At 66.9% G+C, this 19,713-nt stretch carries 16 protein-coding genes and 3 tRNA genes; 17 read left to right on the top strand and 2 right to left on the bottom strand.

Features of this window, described 5'->3' with window-relative positions; translation table 11 throughout:
* The first annotated feature begins 204 nt into the window (after positions 1 to 204).
* From AB0I77_RS30955 to AB0I77_RS30980, 6 genes are all read left to right on the top strand, one after another.
* Positions 205 to 277, top strand: a tRNA-Thr gene (locus AB0I77_RS30955).
* 46 nt (positions 278 to 323) lie between these two features.
* A tRNA-Met gene (locus AB0I77_RS30960) sits at positions 324 to 396 on the top strand.
* Between the two features lie 87 nt (positions 397 to 483).
* Positions 484 to 648, top strand: coding sequence for a 50S ribosomal protein L33 (gene rpmG / locus AB0I77_RS30965; RefSeq protein WP_003948671.1), 165 nt, complete (start codon positions 484 to 486; stop codon positions 646 to 648).
* 86 nt (positions 649 to 734) lie between these two features.
* On the top strand, positions 735 to 1,196 hold the full coding sequence (locus AB0I77_RS30970; protein WP_363286030.1) for a MaoC family dehydratase N-terminal domain-containing protein: 462 nt from the start codon (positions 735 to 737) through the stop codon (positions 1,194 to 1,196).
* Positions 1,196 to 1,624 (top strand): MaoC family dehydratase, encoded by a 429-nt coding sequence (locus AB0I77_RS30975; RefSeq protein ID WP_363286031.1) that lies wholly within the window; start codon positions 1,196 to 1,198, stop codon positions 1,622 to 1,624. Before AB0I77_RS30970 ends, AB0I77_RS30975 begins: the two co-directional genes overlap by 1 nt.
* 140 nt (positions 1,625 to 1,764) lie before the next feature.
* Positions 1,765 to 2,820, top strand: a complete 1,056-nt coding sequence (locus tag AB0I77_RS30980) for a UDP-N-acetylmuramate dehydrogenase (RefSeq protein WP_363286032.1) — start codon at positions 1,765 to 1,767, stop codon at positions 2,818 to 2,820.
* A gap of 81 nt (positions 2,821 to 2,901) precedes the next feature.
* Here AB0I77_RS30980 and AB0I77_RS30985 read toward each other — a convergent pair whose 3' ends face one another.
* Both AB0I77_RS30985 and AB0I77_RS30990 read right to left on the bottom strand, forming a co-directional pair.
* Positions 2,902 to 3,930 (bottom strand): adenosine deaminase, encoded by a 1,029-nt coding sequence (locus AB0I77_RS30985; RefSeq protein WP_363286033.1) that lies wholly within the window; start codon positions 3,928 to 3,930, stop codon positions 2,902 to 2,904.
* Positions 3,931 to 4,053: 123 nt separating this feature from the next.
* Positions 4,054 to 5,280: a pyridoxal phosphate-dependent aminotransferase gene (locus AB0I77_RS30990; RefSeq protein WP_363286034.1), complete on the bottom strand. Its 1,227-nt coding sequence runs from the start codon at positions 5,278 to 5,280 to the stop codon at positions 4,054 to 4,056.
* A gap of 249 nt (positions 5,281 to 5,529) precedes the next feature.
* On the opposite strand from AB0I77_RS30990, the gene AB0I77_RS30995 reads away from it, so the two are divergent.
* The 11 genes from AB0I77_RS30995 to AB0I77_RS31045 all read left to right on the top strand — a co-directional run bounded on the left by AB0I77_RS30995 (position 5,530) and on the right by AB0I77_RS31045 (position 19,661).
* Positions 5,530 to 5,602 (top strand) — tRNA-Trp (locus AB0I77_RS30995).
* Positions 5,603 to 5,707: 105 nt separating this feature from the next.
* Positions 5,708 to 5,995 carry a preprotein translocase subunit SecE gene (secE, locus tag AB0I77_RS31000; RefSeq protein WP_363286035.1) on the top strand — a complete coding sequence of 96 codons (288 nt, stop codon included), beginning with the start codon at positions 5,708 to 5,710 and terminating at the stop codon, positions 5,993 to 5,995.
* A 77-nt stretch (positions 5,996 to 6,072) separates the two neighbouring features.
* Entirely contained in the window at positions 6,073 to 6,948 is an 876-nt protein-coding gene (gene nusG / locus AB0I77_RS31005) for a transcription termination/antitermination protein NusG (RefSeq protein WP_363286036.1), read from the top strand.
* Between the two features lie 144 nt (positions 6,949 to 7,092).
* Positions 7,093 to 7,527: a 50S ribosomal protein L11 gene (gene rplK / locus AB0I77_RS31010; protein ID WP_363286037.1), complete on the top strand. Its 435-nt coding sequence runs from the start codon at positions 7,093 to 7,095 to the stop codon at positions 7,525 to 7,527.
* 78 nt (positions 7,528 to 7,605) lie between these two features.
* Complete coding sequence (gene rplA, locus AB0I77_RS31015) at positions 7,606 to 8,331, top strand: 50S ribosomal protein L1 (protein WP_363286038.1); 726 nt, start codon at positions 7,606 to 7,608, stop codon at positions 8,329 to 8,331.
* A gap of 124 nt (positions 8,332 to 8,455) precedes the next feature.
* On the top strand, positions 8,456 to 9,313 hold the full coding sequence (locus AB0I77_RS31020; RefSeq protein WP_363286039.1) for a hypothetical protein: 858 nt from the start codon (positions 8,456 to 8,458) through the stop codon (positions 9,311 to 9,313).
* A 90-nt stretch (positions 9,314 to 9,403) separates the two neighbouring features.
* Positions 9,404 to 10,249, top strand: a complete 846-nt coding sequence (locus tag AB0I77_RS31025) for a DUF1396 domain-containing protein (RefSeq protein WP_363286040.1) — start codon at positions 9,404 to 9,406, stop codon at positions 10,247 to 10,249.
* A gap of 283 nt (positions 10,250 to 10,532) precedes the next feature.
* A complete protein-coding gene (gene rplJ / locus AB0I77_RS31030; RefSeq protein ID WP_363286041.1) occupies positions 10,533 to 11,063 on the top strand; it encodes a 50S ribosomal protein L10 in 531 nt (176 codons plus the stop codon).
* 114 nt (positions 11,064 to 11,177) lie between these two features.
* Positions 11,178 to 11,561 (top strand): 50S ribosomal protein L7/L12, encoded by a 384-nt coding sequence (gene rplL / locus AB0I77_RS31035; RefSeq protein ID WP_363286042.1) that lies wholly within the window; start codon positions 11,178 to 11,180, stop codon positions 11,559 to 11,561.
* Positions 11,562 to 12,175: 614 nt separating this feature from the next.
* Positions 12,176 to 15,661, top strand: coding sequence for a DNA-directed RNA polymerase subunit beta (rpoB, locus tag AB0I77_RS31040; protein WP_363286043.1), 3,486 nt, complete (start codon positions 12,176 to 12,178; stop codon positions 15,659 to 15,661).
* A 100-nt stretch (positions 15,662 to 15,761) separates the two neighbouring features.
* Positions 15,762 to 19,661, top strand: coding sequence for a DNA-directed RNA polymerase subunit beta' (locus AB0I77_RS31045; RefSeq protein ID WP_363286044.1), 3,900 nt, complete (start codon positions 15,762 to 15,764; stop codon positions 19,659 to 19,661).
* The last annotated feature ends 52 nt before the right edge of the window (positions 19,662 to 19,713 follow it).

The raw sequence follows: 19,713 nt of genomic DNA on the forward strand, positions 1-19,713 counted from the left end.
AGACGCAAGATCACGCAGAGTGAGTCGAAGCCTAGGGTGACGACACGCTCACGACGGTGAGGAGCGAAATAGTCGTACCGGTGGGGTTCCGCCGTACGGCAGAGGCCTCAGCGGCTCGTGAGGAGGCCGCGGAACAGGGCCTGGCGGGGGCGGGGAAACGGATTTGGGCGAACGGCGACCGAGCGTGTAATGTCTTCATCGCTCGCCCCAATAGCTCAGTCGGCAGAGCGTCTCCATGGTAAGGAGAAGGTCTACGGTTCGATTCCGTATTGGGGCTCTGGTGTGAGAGGTTCCCGCCGCGAGGCGGGGCCCGATCGCATCGCAGCGGTGTAGCTCAGTCGGTAGAGCAAGCGGCTCATAATCGCTGTGTCACCGGTTCAAGTCCGGTCACCGCTACTGACAGTAGCCGATTGTGGGGTCGGTCCTTCGATCGGCTACTCTTCTGTGCGTTAATGTCCCATCCGTTCGTCAAGGAGCACTCCTGTGGCTGCCACCGACGTCCGCCCGAAGATCACGCTGGCCTGCGTGGAGTGCAAGGAGCGGAACTACATCACCAAGAAGAACCGGCGTAACAACCCGGACCGACTGGAGATGAAGAAGCACTGCCCGCGTTGCAATGCGCACACCGCGCACCGCGAAACGCGATAATTCAGGCTCGTACGTGAGGCCGTCCCCGCACTGCGGGGACGGCCTCACGTCGTTTCGGTACAGCAGACATCAGGAGGTACCGGGCCATGGCGCTCGACCAGTCCTTCGTGGGGCGGAGCTATCCGCCCACCGACCCCTACGAGGTGGGCCGGGAGAAGATCCGCGAGTTCGCGGAAGCGGTGGGTGACACTAACCCCGCGTACACGGACCCGGAGGCCGCCAAGGCACTCGGCCACCCCGATGTCATCGCTCCGCCGACCTTCGTCTTCGCGATCAGCTTCAAGGCGGCGGGAAAGGTCATCGAGGACCCGCAGCTCGGCCTGGACTACAGCCGCGTGGTGCACGGAGACCAGAAGTTCGCCTACGTCCGCCCCGTGCGCGCCGGCGACCGGCTCACCGTCACCTCGACCATCGACGCCATCAGGTCCATGGCGGGCAACGACATCCTGGACATCCGTGGTGAGGTCCACGACGAGGCCGGCGAGCACGTCGTGACCGCCTGGACCAAGCTGGTCGCCCGCGCGGCGGACGAGGAGGCCTCGAGCTGATGACGGCGAAGATCGCGTACGACGACGTCGAGGTCGGCACCGAGCTGCCCGCCCACTCCTTTCCCGTGACGCGCGCCACGCTCGTCCGGTACGCGGGCGCCTCCGGGGACTTCAACCCGATCCACTGGAACGAGAAGTTCGCCAAGGAGGTCGGGCTGCCGGACGTCATCGCGCACGGCATGTTCACCATGGCCGAGGCGATCCGCGTGGTCACCGACTGGACCGGCGACCCCGGCGCGGTCGTCGAGTACGGCGTTCGCTTCACCAAGCCCGTCGTCGTCCCGAACGACGACCAAGGCGCCACGATCGAGGTCAGCGCCAAAGTCGCGGCCAAGCTCGACGACCACACGGTCCGCGTCGACCTCACGGCGACCAGCGCCGGGCAGAAGGTGCTGGGGATGTCCCGGGCGGTCGTACGACTGGCCTGAGGGGCTCGCCGGGACGGCAAGGTGACTGGCGAGGTACGGCAAGGTGTAAGGGGCGCCCGCCATTGCGGACGCTCCTTACACCTGCGGACGCCCCTTACGCGGGCCCGGACCTGTCAGTGCCGTCTCGTAGTCTTGGGCGCGTGCAGGAACTCCACGACGCCCCCCTCGCCCCGCTGACCACCTTCCGGCTGGGCGGCCCCGCCACCCGCCTTGTCACCGCCACGACCGACGCCGAGGTGATCGACGTCGTCCGCGAGGCCGACGATGCCGGGACGCCCCTGCTGCTCATCGGCGGCGGTTCGAACCTGGTCATCGGCGACAAGGGCTTCGCCGGCACCGCCCTCGTCATCGCCACGAAGGGCTTCGCACTCGACGGCACCCGCCTGGAGCTGGCCGCCGGCGAGGTCTGGACCGACGCCGTGGCCCGCACCGTAGAGGCCGGACTCGCCGGCATCGAATGCCTCGCCGGCATCCCCGGCTCGGCGGGCGCGACCCCCATCCAGAACGTCGGGGCGTACGGCCAGGAGGTCTCGTCGACGATCACCGAGGTGATCGCGTACGACCGCGAGACAGGGGAAACGGTCACGCTGACCACTCCGGAGTGCGGCTTCTCCTACCGCCACAGCCGCTTCAAGGCGGACCCCGACCGGTACATCGTCCTGCGCGTCCGCTTCGAGCTGGAAGACGCGGACGGACTCTCCGCTCCCCTCAAGTACGCCGAGACGGCCCGCGCCCTCGGCGTGGAGCCCGGCGACCGGGTCCCACTCGAAGCCGCCCGCGAGACCGTCCTGAAGCTGCGCTCCGGCAAGGGCATGGTCCTGGACCCCGAGGACCACGACACCTGGTCGGCAGGCTCCTTCTTCACGAACCCGATCCTCACCGACGACGAGTTCGCCGCGTTCCACGCGCGCGTGCGGGACAGGCTCGGCGACGGCGTGGAGCCGCCCGCGTACCCGGCGGGGGAGGGCCACACCAAGACCTCCGCCGCCTGGCTGATCGACAAGGCGGGCTTCACCAAGGGCTACGGCACCGGCCCCGCCCGCATCTCCACCAAGCACACCCTCGCCCTCACCAACCGGGGCGAAGCGACCACGGAAGACCTGCTCGCGCTGGCCCGCGAGGTAGTCGCCGGCGTCCGTGACGTCTTCGGCGTCACGCTGGTCAACGAGCCGGTGACGGTGGGCGTCAGCCTGTAGGCACCAACAACCGCCAGGTCCTGAAAGCCCATGCCCTAATAGGCCGGCCAGAACACAGGCCAGAGCCAGCCAGAGCCAGAACTAAGCCAGCCAGCCGTCCACCCCCGCCAGCAGCTTCTCCCTCGTGTCCTCAGGGGCCGCTGAAGCGCGGATCGACTGGCGGGCCAGCTCGGCCAGTTCCGCGTCCGTGAAGGCGTGGTGCCGGCGGGCGATCTCGTACTGGGCCGCGAGGCGGGCACCGAAGAGCAGCGGGTCGTCGGCGCCCAGGGCCATCGGGACGCCCGCCTCGAACAAGGTCCGCAGAGGAACGTCCTCCGGCTTCTCGTACACGCCCAGGGCCACGTTCGACGCCGGGCACACCTCGCACGTCACACCCCGCTCCGCCAGGCGCTTGAGCAGCCACGGATCCTCCGCCGCCCGCACCCCGTGCCCCAGCCGGTTCGCGTGCAGGTCGTCCAGACAGTCCCGGATCGACGACGGGCCGGACAGCTCGCCGCCGTGCGGCGCCGACAGCAGACCGCCCTCCCGCGCGATGGCGAAGGCGCGGTCGAAGTCCCTCGCCATGCCCCGGCGCTCGTCGTTCGAGAGGCCGAAACCGATCACACCCCGGTCCGCGTACCGCACCGCCAGCCGGGCCAGCGTCCGGGCGTCCAGCGGGTGCTTCATACGGTTCGCGGCGACCAGGACGCGCATCCCCAGGCCGGTCTCCCGCATCGTCGTGTCCACGGCGTCCAGGATGATCTCCAAGGCCGGGATCAGACCGCCCAGCCGAGGGGCGTACGACGTCGGGTCCACCTGGATTTCCAGCCAGCCCGAGCCGTCCCTGAGGTCCTCCTCCGCGGCCTCCCGCACCAGTCGCTGTATGTCCTCGGGCTCCCGCAGGCACGAGCGCGCCGCGTCGTACAGCCGCTGGAAGCGGAACCAGCCCCGCTCGTCCGTCGCCCGCAGTCTCGGCGGCTCCCCGCTGGTCAGCGCTTCGGTCAGCGCGTCGGGCAGTCGCACACCGTACTTGTCGGCCAGTTCCAGCACGGTGGCGGCCCGCATCGACCCGGTGAAGTGCAGGTGCAGATGGGCTTTGGGCAGCTCAGAGACATCACGTACACGCTCCATTCCAGGATCCTGCCGTACGTCACGGCTGTCCCGGTAGCGCTTTCCCCGTTCGTGGTCTTGCTCGCACAAAGAAACAGGGCATCCACTGACGAAAGTTCGTCAGTGGATGCCCTGAGACGAGACTCAGTCCCTGGCCTCCGCCAGCAACTTCTGAATCCGGCTGACACCCTCGACGAGGTCCTCGTCCCCCAGCGCGTACGACAGCCGCAGGTACCCCGGCGTACCGAAGGCCTCACCCGGCACCACAGCGACCTCGGCCTCCTCCAGGATCAGCGCGGCCAGCTCGACCGTGTCCTGCGAGCGCTTGCCGCGGATCTCCTTGCCCAGCAGCCCCTTCACCGACGGGTACGCGTAGAAGGCGCCCTCGGGCTCCGGGCAGAGCACGCCGTCGATCTCGTTGAGCATCCGCACGATGGTCTTGCGGCGCCGGTCGAAGGCCTCGCGCATCGTGGCGACGGCGTCCAGGCTGCCGGAGACCGCGGCGAGCGCGGCGACCTGGGCCACGTTCGACACGTTGGACGTGGCGTGCGACTGAAGGTTGGTCGCGGCCTTGACGACGTCCTTCGGGCCGATGATCCAGCCCACCCGCCAACCGGTCATGGCGTAGGTCTTGGCCACACCGTTGACGACGATGCACTTGTCGCGCAGCTCGGGCAGGAGCGCGGGCAGCGACACCGAGACCGCGTCGCCGTAGACCAGGTGCTCGTAGATCTCGTCGGTCATCACCCACAGGCCGTGCTCGACGGCCCAGCGGCCGATGGCCTCGGTCTCCGGCTCCGTGTAGACAGCGCCCGTCGGGTTGGACGGCGACACGAAGAGGACGACCTTCGTCTTCTCGGTGCGCGCCGCCTCCAGCTGCTCGACCGAGGCGCGGTAGCCGGTGGTCTCGTCGGCGACGACCTCCACCGGGACGCCGCCGGCGAGACGGATCGACTCCGGGTACGTCGTCCAGTACGGCGCCGGGACGATGACCTCGTCGCCCGGGTCGAGGATCGCGGCGAAGGCCTCGTAGATGGCCTGCTTGCCGCCGTTGGTCACCAGGATCTGCGAGGCGTCCGGCTCGTAGCCGGAGTCGCGCAGCGTCTTCGCAGCGATCGCGGACTTCAGCTCGGGCAGACCGCCGGCCGGGGTGTAGCGGTGGTACTTCGGGTTCTTGCAGGCCTCAATGGCGGCCTCGACGATGTAGTCCGGGGTCGGGAAGTCGGGCTCGCCGGCGCCGAAGCCGATCACCGGACGCCCGGCGGCCTTGAGAGCCTTGGCCTTGGCGTCCACGGCGAGAGTGGCGGATTCGGAGATCGCGCCGACTCGGGCGGAGACCCGGCGCTCGGTGGGAGGGGTTGCAGCGCTCATGGGCCCATCGTTTCAGACCGGAAACTCCCCCGGCACGCGGGTTTCACAGACTGAACAACAACTGAACAACCATCCGGATCCGGCCGCCAAGCTGGCCGATCTTCCGTGGCCAGGGCCCGGGCGGGCGCTTTCTGTTCGACGACCGGCCCCGGAACACGTACACTCACACCTCGTTGGCCTTCAGTGGGCTGCGCTCAACCGGTGCACTCCGAGCACTCGGTCGGATGCGGTACGTTGGTGGACACGCAAAGGGTCGTAGCTCAATTGGTAGAGCACTGGTCTCCAAAACCAGCGGTTGGGGGTTCAAGTCCCTCCGGCCCTGCTACACACACCTTCGCCAGGTGTGCGCATGTACGTTCAGTAATGTATCGCCGTGCGGCTCAGACCGGGCGCGGCACGGCCACGACCCGGAATCAGGTGAGGACGAGTGACGGACGCCGTGGGCTCCATCGACATGCCTGATGCCCAGGACGAGGCGCCGGAGTCCCAGAAGAAGACTCGTAAGGGCGGCAAGCGCGCCAAGAAGGGCCCGCTGAAGCGTCTTGCGCTGTTCTACCGCCAGATCGTCGCCGAGCTTCGCAAGGTCGTCTGGCCTTCGCGCAGCCAGCTGATGACGTACACGACCGTGGTGATCGTATTCGTCATCATCATGATCGGCCTGGTGACCGTGATTGACTATGGGCTCGACCACGCAGCCAAGTACGTCTTCGGCTGAGCCGAGAGCGAAGGGCGCCGTCACCGGCGCCCCTTTCGCATGTTCCACCCCCATGTATCCAGGAAGAAGCAGCCACAGTGTCTGACCCGAACCTGAACGAGACCGTCGAACCGGACGAGTCCGTTGAAGACGAGCTCGACGTCGTCGAGGGCGCGGACGAAGACCTGGACGCGGCCGAGGCTGCCGACGCCGAGGCGGGCGAGCCCGCCGAGGAAGCCGCTCTGCACGTCGAGGACGAGGACGAGGCTCAGACCGAGGTCGAGGCGGAAGCCGAAGAGGCCGACGCTGAAGCGACGGAAGAGACCGAGGCCGAAGAAGAGGCCGAGGCCGAGCCGGTCGACCCCGTCACCGCCCTGCGCGAGGAACTGCGCACGCTCCCCGGCGAGTGGTACGTCATCCACACGTACGCCGGCTACGAGAACCGCGTGAAGACCAACCTCGAGCAGCGCGCCGTCTCGCTGAACGTCGAGGACTACATCTTCCAGGCCGAGGTGCCGCAGGAAGAGGTCGCGCAGATCAAGAACGGCGAGCGCAAGACCATCCGTCAGAACAAGCTCCCCGGCTACGTGCTGGTGCGCATGGATCTGACGAACGAGTCCTGGGGCGTCGTCCGCAACACCCCCGGTGTCACCGGCTTCGTGGGCAACGCCTACGACCCGTATCCGCTGACCCTGGACGAGATCGTCAAGATGCTCGCCCCGGAGGCCGAGGAGAAGGCCGCCCGCGAGGCCGCCGAGGCCGAGGGCAAGCCGGCTCCGCAGCGCAAGGTCGAGGTCCAGGTGCTGGACTTCGAGGTCGGCGACTCGGTCACCGTCACCGACGGCCCCTTCGCCACCCTTCAGGCGACCATCAACGAGATCAACGCCGACTCGAAGAAGGTCAAGGGCCTCGTCGAGATCTTCGGCCGCGAGACCCCCGTCGAGCTGTCCTTCGACCAGATTCAGAAGAACTAGCTCGCCGCACATTTTCCGTCCAGGTCAGGTCGGCTCCCGGAGCTGGCCTGACCTGCTCGGTTTCGTGCCTCACCGCGATGTCGCTTATCGTGGTGCGGTTGCCCTTGGGCAACAGGAATCCAGGAAGTAGGAAGAGGACCCGGAATGCCTCCCAAGAAGAAGAAGGTCACGGGGCTTATCAAGCTCCAGATCCAGGCCGGTGCCGCGAACCCGGCTCCGCCGGTCGGCCCCGCGCTGGGTCAGCACGGCGTCAACATCATGGAGTTCTGCAAGGCCTACAACGCCGCGACCGAGTCGCAGCGCGGTTGGGTCATCCCGGTGGAGATCACGGTCTACGAGGACCGTTCCTTCACCTTCATCACCAAGACGCCGCCGGCCGCGAAGATGATCCTCAAGGCCGCGGGCGTGGAGAAGGGCTCCGGCGAGCCGCACAAGACCAAGGTCGCCAAGATCACCCAGGCGCAGGTCCGTGAGATCGCCACCACCAAGATGCCCGACCTCAACGCCGAGAACCTCGACGCCGCGTCGAAGATCATCGCCGGCACCGCCCGTTCCATGGGCATCACGGTCGAGGGCTGACCTCAACTTCGTACGACTAAACCCGTGGCAGGGCCTGCTCGGCCCGCACCACGACTCCTCAGAACACCAGGAGCAGTAGTGAGCAAGCGCAGCAAGTCTCTCCGCGCTGCGGACGCCAAGATCGACCGGGAGAAGCAGTACGCCCCGCTCGAGGCCGTCCGTCTCGCCAAGGAGACCTCCACGAGCAAGTTCGACGGCACCGTCGAGGTCGCCTTCCGCCTGGGTGTCGACCCGCGCAAGGCCGACCAGATGGTCCGTGGCACCGTGAACCTCCCGCACGGCACCGGTAAGACCGCCCGGGTCCTGGTCTTCGCGACCGGTGACCGTGCCGAGGCCGCACTCGCCGCGGGCGCCGACATCGTCGGCTCCGACGAGCTGATCGACGAGGTGTCGAAGGGCCGTCTGGACTTCGACGCCGTCGTCGCCACCCCGGACCTGATGGGCAAGGTCGGCCGCCTCGGCCGGGTCCTCGGCCCGCGTGGTCTGATGCCGAACCCGAAGACCGGCACCGTGACCCCGGACGTCGTCAAGGCCGTCAACGAGATCAAGGGCGGCAAGATCGAGTTCCGCGTCGACAAGCACTCGAACCTGCACTTCATCATCGGCAAGACGTCCTTCGAGGACACCAAGCTGGTGGAGAACTACGGCGCCGCGCTGGACGAGATCCTTCGTCTGAAGCCGTCGGCCGCCAAGGGGCGCTACATCAAGAAGGCCACGATCAGCACCACGATCGGCCCCGGCATTCAGCTCGACTCGAACCGCACCCGCAACCTCCTCGTCGAGGAGGACCCGGCCGCGGTCTGAGCCCCACGGCTCGCCCCAGTCGGCGACGGGCCCCGCACCTTCCGAGGTGCGGGGCCCGTTCCCGTGTGTGGGCGCCGTGCCCTGGGCTAGCGTGCGGACAGGGGACATGGCACCGGGGGGACGAATGAAGTGCACGACGAGGCGCCGCTTGGCGCTCCTGGTCACGGTGGCGGCCGCGCTGACGGGGACGGCCTCCTGTACCTCCGCCCGGTCCTCCGGACCGCCCGAGGGGGACCGCGAGGGGACCTCCGCCTCCCTGACGGCCCTGCGTTCCGTGGAGCGCTCCACCGACCGGGCCGAGTCGGCCCGGGTGAGGTCCACGACGGTCATGGGCACCGAGCTGTCCCTCGAGGCCGACGGCGCCCTCGGCTGGCGCCACGGCCTCACCGGCACGCTGACGATCACGTACACCGGCGGCACGACCGCCGAGGCGATGCGCGGCCTCGGCATCACGTCGATGGAGGCCCGCTATCTGTCCGACGCCTACTACGCGCGGATGGGCGACCAGTTCGCCGCGAAGGCCGGTGGCAAGCACTGGCTCAAGTACGCGTACGACGACCTGGAGGCCCTCGGCGGCGGTGTGAACTTCGGGGACCAGCTGCTCAACACCACGCCGAACCAGTCGGTGAAGCTGCTGCTGGACTCCGCGGACGTGCGGGCCATCGGCGAGGACACGGTGGACGGACGGCCCACGACGCACTACTCCGGCACGGTGGAGGTGGGGGACGTCTCCGACGCGGAGCTGAGGAAGCAGCTCGAACAGGCCGGCGTCACCACCGAGACCGTCGACATCTGGGTCGACGGGCAGGACCTGCTGGTCAAGAAGGTCGAGAAGGCCCGTATGGCGACCGGCGAGCTGACCCAGACCGCCTACTACAGCGACTACGGACTGAAGGTCTCGGCGAAGGAGCCCCCGGCCGACGACACCGAGGACTTCAGGGACCTGCTGGAGAGGCAGGGCGGGGCCGGGGGCACCTCTTGAGCCCCAGGCAAATCTGAGGCCCCTTCACACCTCCTGGGATACGCTCAATGCCTTGTTGTGAATATTCCATGTGTTCCTTGGGGGGAATCGATGGTTACTTCTTTACGTAGCTCCGTGCGCCGTACAGCGACCGGCGCCGGGCTGGCCGCTCTGCTCCTCGCCGCGGGCGCGGTGGGATGTGCGAAGGGCGACGAGTCGCCGAGGATGACACCGGCGGCGGCCGTCGCCAAGGCGGCGAAGAACACGGAGGACATCACCTCCTTCCGCTACCGGATGACCGGCAAGGTCCCGGTGGAGGGTCGGGTCGAGGCCGAGGCCTCGATGAGCCTGAAGCCCTCGGTCGCCATGAGCATGAAGATGAACGCGCTGGACCAGGGGGCGGACGGCAAGGTCGAGATCAGGCTCGTGGACCAGGCCATGTACTTGGGCGGGGGTGCCGTCGCCAAGGAGATGGACGGCAAGAAGTGGATGAAGTTCGATCTCTCCGGGGCTGCGGGCAACGCCCTGGGCAGTGGCGGGATGGGGAGCCAGGCCAGCCAGAACCCGGCGGCCGAGTCCACCTTCCTCACCGGCGCCAAGGACGTGAAGAAGGTCGGCACGGAGACCGTCGACGGCGTCAAGACGACCCGCTACTCGGGCACCGTCACCCTCGACGAACTCCAGACCGCCCTCAAGGACGAGGACAAGGCCACCCGCGAGCGGCGCGAGAAGAGCATCGAACAGTACGAGAAGCAGGGCGTCGACAAGCTCACGATGGACATGTGGGTCGACGGCGACGACCACACCAAGCAGTTCCGCATGCGCGGCGAGGCCGACAAGGGCCCGATGGACATGACCATCACCTTCCTCGGTGTCAACGAGCCGGTGACCGTCACTGCCCCGCCCGCCAAGGACACCGTCGACCTCGCCGAAATGATGAAGGACGCCCAGAGCTGAGCGTCGTACGACCGGATTTGCCTGCCGGCGATTCGGTCGCGTACTCTCCTACAGAAGCCAAAGACCGCTGGTCGTTGCCGTGTGCTCGTAAGAGGGCGCGGTGGCCGAAGGATCCGCTGAACTGCGGACGACCCGCGTAGGTGACTGTGGAAGTGCTCCCGGAGTTCGCTGCTCACGCCGCGAAAAACGGTCGAGCTACGCCCCGTGCGCCTGCGCCGGGGCGTTTCGTTTGTCCCAGCCCCTTCCGAGCGGTCGTCATCACCCGGAAGGAGGCCGACGCTCTATGGCAAGGCCCGACAAGGCTGCCGCGGTGGCCGAGCTCACGGAGCAGTTCCGTAGCTCGAATGCCGCCGTGCTGACCGAGTACCGGGGTCTCACTGTGGCGCAGCTCAAGACGCTGCGCCGGTCGCTCGGTGAGAACGCCCAGTACGCCGTGGTGAAGAACACGCTGACCAAGATTGCGGCCAACGAGGCCGGGATCTCGACGCTCGACGACCTGTTCAACGGTCCGACGGCAGTTGCCTTCGTCACCGGTGACCCGGTGGAGTCGGCGAAGGGTCTTCGTGACTTCGCCAAGGACAACCCGAACCTCGTCATCAAGGGCGGTGTCCTTGACGGCAAGGTGCTGTCCGCCGACGAGATCAAGAAGCTTGCGGACCTCGAGTCCCGCGAGGTTCTGCTCAGCAAGCTGGCCGGTGCGTTCAAGGGCAAGCAGTCCCAGGCTGCTCAGCTCTTCCAGGCGCTCCCCTCGAAGCTCGTCCGCACCGTGGACGCGCTTCGTGCCAAGCAGGCCGAGCAGGGCGGTGCCGAGTAATTCGGCTCGCGCAGTGACCGACGCCGCCTGAGGCGACGGTCGTAGCGGGCCGAACGTACGCCCGCCAGACATGTACACACGGCACCAGCCGAATTAGTGGAAGGATCGCCCCTCATGGCGAAGCTCAGCCAGGATGACCTGCTCGCGCAGTTCGAAGAGATGACCCTCATCGAGCTCTCCGAGTTCGTGAAGGCGTTCGAGGAGAAGTTCGACGTCACCGCCGCCGCCGCGGTCGCCGTCGCCGGCCCGGCCGGCCCGGCCGCCGTTGCCGAGGCCCCGGAGGAGCAGGACGAGTTCGACGTCATCCTCACCGGTGCCGGCGAGAAGAAGATCCAGGTCATCAAGGTCGTGCGTGAGCTGACCTCGCTGGGTCTGAAGGAGGCCAAGGACCTCGTGGACGGCGCTCCGAAGCCGGTCCTCGAGAAGGTCGCCAAGGACGCCGCCGAGAAGGCCGCCGAGTCCCTCAAGGGCGCCGGCGCCTCCGTCGAGGTCAAGTGACCCCACGGAGTCCCGCAGGACTCCCTTGCTAGCCGACACGGCCCTGTCGAAGGGGCTGTAACGCTGACGCACCGAAGAGCGATCATCCATCCGGGTGGTCGCTCTTCGGCGTTCCGGGCAACCCGGCGACGGCTGCCTTGCACCTGTGTTCGTGCGGAGTATGGTGATCTTCACCGTGTCTCCGGACGGCCCCGGTGCGGACTGCAAGTGACGAGCGCGGCACGTGGTTCGGGCAAGGGGGCCTTGACGAACCGCACGCAGCGCGCAATTCTCAGGACGCGTCGTCACAACGATCCGAATCCGAGGCATGGATCGGTGACGAAGAGGGCAGTATCAACGTGCATTGAGGGCGTGGGCTTGAGCAGGTGGCGAGAACAACGAGGGTCTCAAAAAACCCGGACTGGACATCAGTGTGCCGAATGGCTACACTGACCCTTTGCGCTGCCTGTTAGCTGTCCCCTGCCCGTCACCAGGGGCATGCCCTCACTTGAGCACCGACGAACAGACCGTCCCTGACCTGGCTTTTTGAGCTGGAGAAGGAAACGCCTGTCGTGGTGTCCGGGAGAGGGACCGGTACGCGCGTAGTGAGTCCGAGCCCTCGGAAGGACCCCCTCTTGGCCGCCTCGCGCACTGCCTCGACCGCGAATACGAACAACGGCGCCAGCACCGCCCCGCTGCGCATCTCCTTTGCAAAGATCAAGGAGCCCCTTGAGGTTCCGAACCTTCTCGCGCTCCAAACCGAGAGCTTCGACTGGCTGCTCGGCAACGACGCTTGGAAGGCTCGAGTCGAGGCGGCTCTGGAGTCCGGTCAGGACGTCCCCACCAAGTCCGGTCTGGAAGAGATCTTCGAGGAGATCTCGCCGATCGAGGACTTCTCCGGGTCGATGTCGCTGACCTTCCGCGACCACCGCTTCGAGCCTCCCAAGAACAGCATCGACGAGTGCAAGGAGCGCGACTTCACGTACGCGGCCCCGCTCTTCGTCACCGCCGAGTTCACCAACAACGAGACCGGCGAGATCAAGTCCCAGACCGTCTTCATGGGCGACTTCCCGCTCATGACGAACAAGGGCACCTTCGTCATCAACGGCACCGAGCGTGTCGTGGTGTCCCAGCTGGTCCGCTCGCCGGGTGTCTACTTCGACTCCTCCATCGACAAGACGTCCGACAAGGACATCTTCTCCTCGAAGGTCATCCCGTCCCGGGGTGCCTGGCTGGAGATGGAGATCGACAAGCGCGACATGGTCGGTGTCCGCATCGACCGCAAGCGCAAGCAGTCCGTCACCGTCCTGCTCAAGGCTCTCGGCTGGACCACCGAGCAGATCCTCGAGGAGTTCGGCGAGTACGAGTCCATGCGCGCCACCCTGGAGAAGGACCACACCCAGGGCCAGGACGACGCGCTGCTCGACATCTACCGCAAGCTGCGTCCGGGCGAGCCCCCGACGCGTGAGGCCGCGCAGACCCTGCTCGAGAACCTCTACTTCAACCCGAAGCGTTACGACCTCGCCAAGGTCGGCCGCTACAAGGTCAACAAGAAGCTGGGTGGGGAGGCTCCGCTCGACGCGGGCATCCTGACGGTCGAGGACATCATCGCGACCATCAAGTACCTGGTGAAGCTGCACGCCGGTGAGACCGAGACGGTCGGCGAGTCCGGTCGCTCGATCATGGTCGAGACCGATGACATCGACCACTTCGGCAACCGTCGTATCCGCAACGTCGGCGAGCTGATCCAGAACCAGGTCCGTACGGGTCTCGCCCGTATGGAGCGCGTCGTGCGTGAGCGCATGACCACGCAGGACGTCGAGGCGATCACGCCGCAGACCCTGATCAACATCCGGCCGGTCGTCGCCTCCATCAAGGAGTTCTTCGGCACCAGCCAGCTGTCCCAGTTCATGGACCAGAACAACCCGCTGTCGGGCCTGACGCACAAGCGTCGTCTCAACGCCCTCGGCCCGGGTGGTCTCTCCCGTGAGCGGGCCGGCTTCGAGGTCCGTGACGTTCACCCCTCGCACTACGGCCGCATGTGCCCGATCGAGACGCCTGAAGGCCCGAACATCGGTCTGATCGGCTCGCTCGCCTCCTACGGCCGGGTCAACGCGTTCGGCTTCATCGAGACGCCGTACCGCAAGGTCGTCGAGGGTGTCGTCACCGACGACGTCGACTACCTGACGGCCGACGAAGAGGACCGGTTCGTCATCGCGCAGGCCAACGCGACGCTGTCCGACGACATGCGCTTCACCGAGGCCCGCGTCCTGGTCCGCCGTCGTGGCGGCGAGGTCGACTACATCCCGGGCGACGACGTCGACTACATGGACGTCTCGCCGCGCCAGATGGTGTCGGTCGCGACCGCGATGATCCCGTTCCTGGAGCACGACGACGCCAACCGTGCCCTCATGGGCGCGAACATGATGCGTCAGGCCGTGCCGCTGATCAAGAGCGAGTCCCCGCTCGTCGGCACCGGCATGGAGTACCGCTCCGCCGCCGACGCCGGCGACGTGGTCAAGGCCGAGAAGGCGGGTGTCGTCCAGGAGGTCTCCGCGGACTACATCACCACCGCCAACGACGACGGCACGTACATCACGTACCGCCTGGCCAAGTTCGCCCGTTCCAACCAGGGCACCTCGGTCAACCAGAAGGTCATCGTCAACGAGGGCGACCGGGTCATCGAGAGCCAGATCCTGGCCGACGGCCCGGCCACCGAGAACGGCGAGATGGCGCTCGGCAAGAACCTGCTCGTCGCGTTCATGCCGTGGGAGGGTCACAACTACGAGGACGCGATCATCCTGTCGCAGCGCCTCGTGCAGGACGACGTCCTCTCCTCGATCCACATCGAGGAGCACGAGGTCGACGCCCGTGACACCAAGCTCGGCCCCGAGGAGATCACCCGGGACATCCCGAACGTCTCCGAGGAGGTCCTCGCCGACCTCGACGAGCGCGGCATCATCCGTATCGGTGCCGAGGTCGTCGCCGGCGACATCCTGGTCGGCAAGGTCACGCCCAAGGGTGAGACCGAGCTGACCCCGGAGGAGCGCCTGCTTCGTGCGATCTTCGGCGAGAAGGCGCGCGAGGTGCGCGACACCTCGCTGAAGGTGCCGCACGGCGAGATCGGCAAGGTCATCGGCGTCCGCGTCTTCGACCGTGAAGAGGGCGACGAGCTGCCGCCGGGCGTGAACCAGCTGGTTCGTGTCTACGTGGCGCAGAAGCGCAAGATCACGGACGGCGACAAGCTGGCCGGCCGGCACGGCAACAAGGGTGTCATCTCCAAGATCCTGCCGATCGAGGACATGCCGTTCCTGGAGGACGGCACCCCGGTCGACATCATCCTCAACCCGCTCGGCGTCCCGTCCCGGATGAACCCGGGACAGGTCCTGGAGATCCACCTCGGCTGGCTCGCCAGCCGCGGCTGGGACGTCTCCGGGCTCGGGGACGACTGGGCGCAGCGCCTGCAGGCCATCGAGGCCGACCGGGTCGACCCGGGCACGAACGTCGCAACCCCCGTCTTCGACGGTGCGCGCGAGGACGAGCTCGCGGGTCTGCTGCAGCACACGATCCCGAACCGCGACGGCGAGCGCATGGTGCTCCCCACCGGTAAGGCACCGCTGTACGACGGCCGCTCCGGCGAGCCGTTCCCGGAGCCGATCTCGGTCGGCTACATGTACATCCTGAAGCTCCACCACCTGGTCGACGACAAGCTGCACGCCCGCTCGACCGGTCCGTACTCGATGATCACCCAGCAGCCGCTGGGTGGTAAGGCCCAGTTCGGTGGCCAGCGCTTCGGTGAGATGGAGGTGTGGGCGCTGGAGGCTTATGGCGCCGCATACGCCCTCCAGGAACTGCTGACCATCAAGTCCGACGACGTCACCGGCCGCGTGAAGGTCTACGAGGCCATCGTCAAGGGCGAGAACATCCCTGAGCCCGGCATTCCCGAGTCCTTCAAGGTCCTCATCAAGGAAATGCAGTCGCTCTGCCTCAACGTGGAGGTGCTGTCCTCGGACGGCATGTCCATCGAGATGCGCGACACGGACGAGGACGTCTTCCGCGCAGCGGAGGAGCTTGGCATCGACCTGTCCCGGCGCGAGCCGAGCAGCGTCGAAGAGGTCTGACGGGAGTCCGGCCGGAGAACCTGGTGAGGAACTCCGGCCGGCCCCTGGACCCCCGTATCAGACCCAAAAGACTTACAACCCTGAGAGGGATTGACGCATAGTGCTCGACGTCAACTTCTTCGACGAGCTCCGGATCGGTCTGGCCACCGCTGACGACATCCGTCAGTGGAGCCACGGCGAGGTCAAGAAGCCCGAGACGATCAACTACCGCACGCTCAAGCCCGAAAAGGACGGACTCTTCTGCGAGAAGATCTTCGGTCCGACCCGGGACTGGGAGTGCTACTGCGGCAAGTACAAGCGTGTCCGGTTCAAGGGCATCATCTGTGAGCGCTGCGGCGTCGAGGTGACTCGCGCCAAGGTGCGCCGTGAGCGGATGGGCCACATTGAGCTGGCCGCGCCCGTCACGCACATCTGGTACTTCAAGGGCGTTCCGTCGCGGCTGGGCTACCTGCTCGACCTCGCCCCGAAGGACCTGGAAAAGGTCATCTACTTCGCGGCGTACATGATCACGTTCGTCGACGAGGAGCGCCGCACCCGCGACCTGCCCTCCCTGGAGGCGCACGTCTCCGTCGAGCGGCAGCAGGTCGAGAACCGTCGCGACTCCGACCTGGAGGCCCGCGCCAAGAAGCTCGAGACCGACCTGGCCGAGCTGGAGGCCGAGGGCGCCAAGGCCGACGTACGCCGCAAGGTGCGCGAAGGTGCCGAGCGGGAGATGAAGCAGCTGCGCGACCGTGCGCAGCGCGAGATCGACCGGCTCGACGAGGTGTGGACCCGGTTCAAGAACCTCAAGGTCCAGGACCTGGAGGGCGACGAGCTCCTCTACCGCGAGCTGCGTGACCGCTTCGGCACGTACTTCGACGGTTCGATGGGTGCCGCGGCGCTGCAGAAGCGCCTGGAGTCCTTCGACCTGGACGAAGAGGCCGAGCGGCTTCGCGAGATCATCCGTACCGGCAAGGGCCAGAAGAAGACCCGTGCTCTCAAGCGGCTCAAGGTCGTCTCGGCGTTCCTGTCGACGACCAACAGCCCCAAGGGCATGGTCCTCGACTGCGTGCCGGTCATCCCGCCGGACCTTCGCCCGATGGTGCAGCTGGACGGTGGCCGCTTCGCGACCTCCGACCTGAACGACCTGTACCGCCGTGTGATCAACCGGAACAACCGCCTGAAGCGACTCCTTGACCTCGGTGCGCCCGAGATCATCGTGAACAACGAGAAGCGCATGCTTCAGGAGGCCGTCGACGCGCTCTTCGACAACGGCCGTCGTGGTCGCCCGGTCACGGGCCCCGGCAACCGTCCGCTGAAGTCGCTGTCCGACATGCTCAAGGGCAAGCAGGGCCGCTTCCGTCAGAACCTGCTCGGCAAGCGTGTGGACTACTCCGCGCGTTCCGTGATCGTCGTCGGTCCGCAGCTGAAGCTGCACCAGTGCGGTCTGCCGAAGGCGATGGCGCTGGAGCTCTTCAAGCCGTTCGTGATGAAGCGCCTGGTCGACCTGAACCACGCGCAGAACATCAAGAGCGCCAAGCGGATGGTCGAGCGCGGCCGCACGGTCGTGTACGACGTCCTGGAAGAGGTCATCGCGGAGCACCCGGTTCTGCTGAACCGTGCGCCCACGCTGCACCGCCTCGGCATCCAGGCCTTCGAGCCGCAGCTGGTCGAGGGCAAGGCCATCCAGATCCACCCGCTCGTCTGCACCGCGTTCAACGCGGACTTCGACGGCGACCAGATGGCCGTACACCTGCCGCTGTCCGCGGAGGCGCAGGCCGAGGCCCGCATCCTGATGCTGTCCTCGAACAACATCCTCAAGCCGGCCGACGGCCGTCCGGTGACGATGCCGACCCAGGACATGGTCCTCGGTCTGTTCTTCCTCACCACCGACGGCGAGATGCGCAACGTCAAGGGCGAGGACCGCTCCTTCTCGTCCGTGGCCGAGGCGATCATGGCGTTCGACGCCGGCGAGCTCTCTCTCCAGTCGCGCGTGGACATCCGCTTCCCGGTGGGCACCATCCCGCCGCGCGGCTGGACCCCGCCGGCGCAGGAGGAGGGCGAGCCGGAGTGGCAGCAGGGTGACACCTTCCGCCTGCGGACGACCCTGGGCCGTGCGCTCTTCAACGAGCTGCTGCCCGAGGACTACCCGTTCGTCGACTACGAGGTCGGCAAGAAGCAGCTCTCGGAGATCGTCAACGACCTCGCCGAGCGCTACCCGAAGGTCATCGTGGCGGCGACGCTCGACAACCTGAAGGCGTCCGGCTTCTACTGGGCGACCCGTTCCGGCGTCACCGTGGCCATCTCCGACGTCGTCGTTCCCGAGGCGAAGAAGGCGATCGTCAAGGGGTACGAGGCGCAGGACGAGAAGGTCCAGAAGCAGTACGAGCGCGGTCTGATCACCAAGGACGAGCGCACCCAGGAACTCATCGCGATCTGGACGAAGGCGACGAACGAAGTCGCCGAGGCCATGAACGAGAACTTCCCGAAGACCAACCCGATCTTCATGATGGTGAACTCGGGTGCACGAGGCAACATGATGCAGATGCGTCAGATCGCCGGTATGCGTGGTCTGGTGTCGAACGCCAAGAACGAGACGATCCCGCGTCCGATCAAGGCCTCGTTCCGTGAGGGCCTGTCCGTGCTGGAGTACTTCATCTCCACCCACGGTGCCCGTAAGGGTCTCGCGGACACCGCCCTGCGTACCGCCGACTCGGGTTACCTGACCCGTCGGCTGGTGGACGTCTCGCAGGACGTGATCATCCGCGAGGAGGACTGCGGCACCGAGCGCGGTCTGAAGCTGAAGATCGCCTCGCGCGGCGCCGACGGCGTGCTGCGCAAGACCGAGGACGTCGAGACCAGCGTCTACGCCCGCATGCTCGCCGAGGACGTCGTCATCGACGGCAAGGTGATCGCGCCGGCCAACGTGGACCTCGGCGATGTGCTCATCGACCAGCTGGTGCACCACGGCGTCGAGGAGGTCAAGACCCGTTCGATCCTGACCTGCGAGTCGACCGTCGGTACCTGCGCCATGTGCTACGGCCGTTCGCTGGCCACCGGCAAGCTGGTCGACATCGGTGAGGCGGTCGGCATCATCGCCGCCCAGTCCATCGGTGAGCCCGGTACCCAGCTGACGATGCGTACCTTCCACACCGGTGGTGTGGCCGGTGACGACATCACCCAGGGTCTGCCCCGAGTCGTCGAGCTCTTCGAAGCCCGTACGCCCAAGGGTGTCGCCCCGATCTCCGAGGCCCAGGGCCGCGTGCGGATCGAGGAGACCGAGAAGACCAAGAAGATCGTCATCACGCCGGACGACGGCAGCGACGAGACGGCGTTCCCGATCTCGAAGCGCGCCCGACTCCTGGTCAGCGAGGGCGAGCACGTCGAGGTGGGCCAGAAGCTCACCGTGGGTGCCACCAACCCGCACGACGTGCTGCGCATTCTGGGCCAGCGTGCCGTCCAGGTCCACCTGGTCGGCGAGGTCCAGAAGGTCTACAACTCGCAGGGTGTGTCGATCCACGACAAGCACATCGAGATCATCATCCGGCAGATGCTGCGCCGCGTGACGATCATCGAGTCCGGCGACGCCGAGCTGCTGCCCGGCGAGCTGGTCGAGCGCTCGAAGTTCGAGCAGGAGAACCGTCGTGTGGTCCAGGAGGGCGGTCACCCGGCCTCCGGTCGTCCGCAGCTCATGGGCATCACCAAGGCCTCGCTGGCCACGGAGTCCTGGCTGTCGGCGGCGTCCTTCCAGGAGACGACCAGGGTCCTGACGGACGCGGCGATCAACGCCAAGTCCGACTCCCTGATCGGCCTCAAGGAGAACGTCATCATCGGTAAGCTCATCCCGGCCGGTACGGGCCTGTCCCGCTACCGCAACATCCGGGTCGAGCCGACCGAAGAGGCCAAGGCCGCGATGTACTCGGCCGTCGGCTACGACGACATCGACTACTCGCCGTTCGGCACGGGCTCCGGCCAGGCCGTTCCGCTGGAGGACTACGACTACGGTCCGTACAACCAGTAAGCGAGCGCCTGTCTGAGTCGAAGGGCGGCCACCCTCGGGGGTGGCCGCCCTT

Source organism: Streptomyces sp. NPDC050619 (genome assembly GCF_040654815.1).
Lineage (GTDB): Bacteria > Actinomycetota > Actinomycetes > Streptomycetales > Streptomycetaceae > Streptomyces.

Coding starts and splice junctions, on each gene's coding strand:
- AB0I77_RS30970 (WP_363286030.1), top strand. CDS start 735: ATGGCGCTCGACCAGTCCTTCGTGGGGCGGAGCTATCCGCCCACCGAC.
- AB0I77_RS30975 (WP_363286031.1), top strand. CDS start 1,196: ATGACGGCGAAGATCGCGTACGACGACGTCGAGGTCGGCACCGAGCTG.
- AB0I77_RS30985 (WP_363286033.1), bottom strand. CDS start 3,930: ATGGAGCGTGTACGTGATGTCTCTGAGCTGCCCAAAGCCCATCTGCAC.
- AB0I77_RS30990 (WP_363286034.1), bottom strand. CDS start 5,280: ATGAGCGCTGCAACCCCTCCCACCGAGCGCCGGGTCTCCGCCCGAGTC.
- rplK (WP_363286037.1), top strand. CDS start 7,093: ATGCCTCCCAAGAAGAAGAAGGTCACGGGGCTTATCAAGCTCCAGATC.
- AB0I77_RS31020 (WP_363286039.1), top strand. CDS start 8,456: ATGAAGTGCACGACGAGGCGCCGCTTGGCGCTCCTGGTCACGGTGGCG.
- AB0I77_RS31025 (WP_363286040.1), top strand. CDS start 9,404: ATGGTTACTTCTTTACGTAGCTCCGTGCGCCGTACAGCGACCGGCGCC.
- rplJ (WP_363286041.1), top strand. CDS start 10,533: ATGGCAAGGCCCGACAAGGCTGCCGCGGTGGCCGAGCTCACGGAGCAG.
- rplL (WP_363286042.1), top strand. CDS start 11,178: ATGGCGAAGCTCAGCCAGGATGACCTGCTCGCGCAGTTCGAAGAGATG.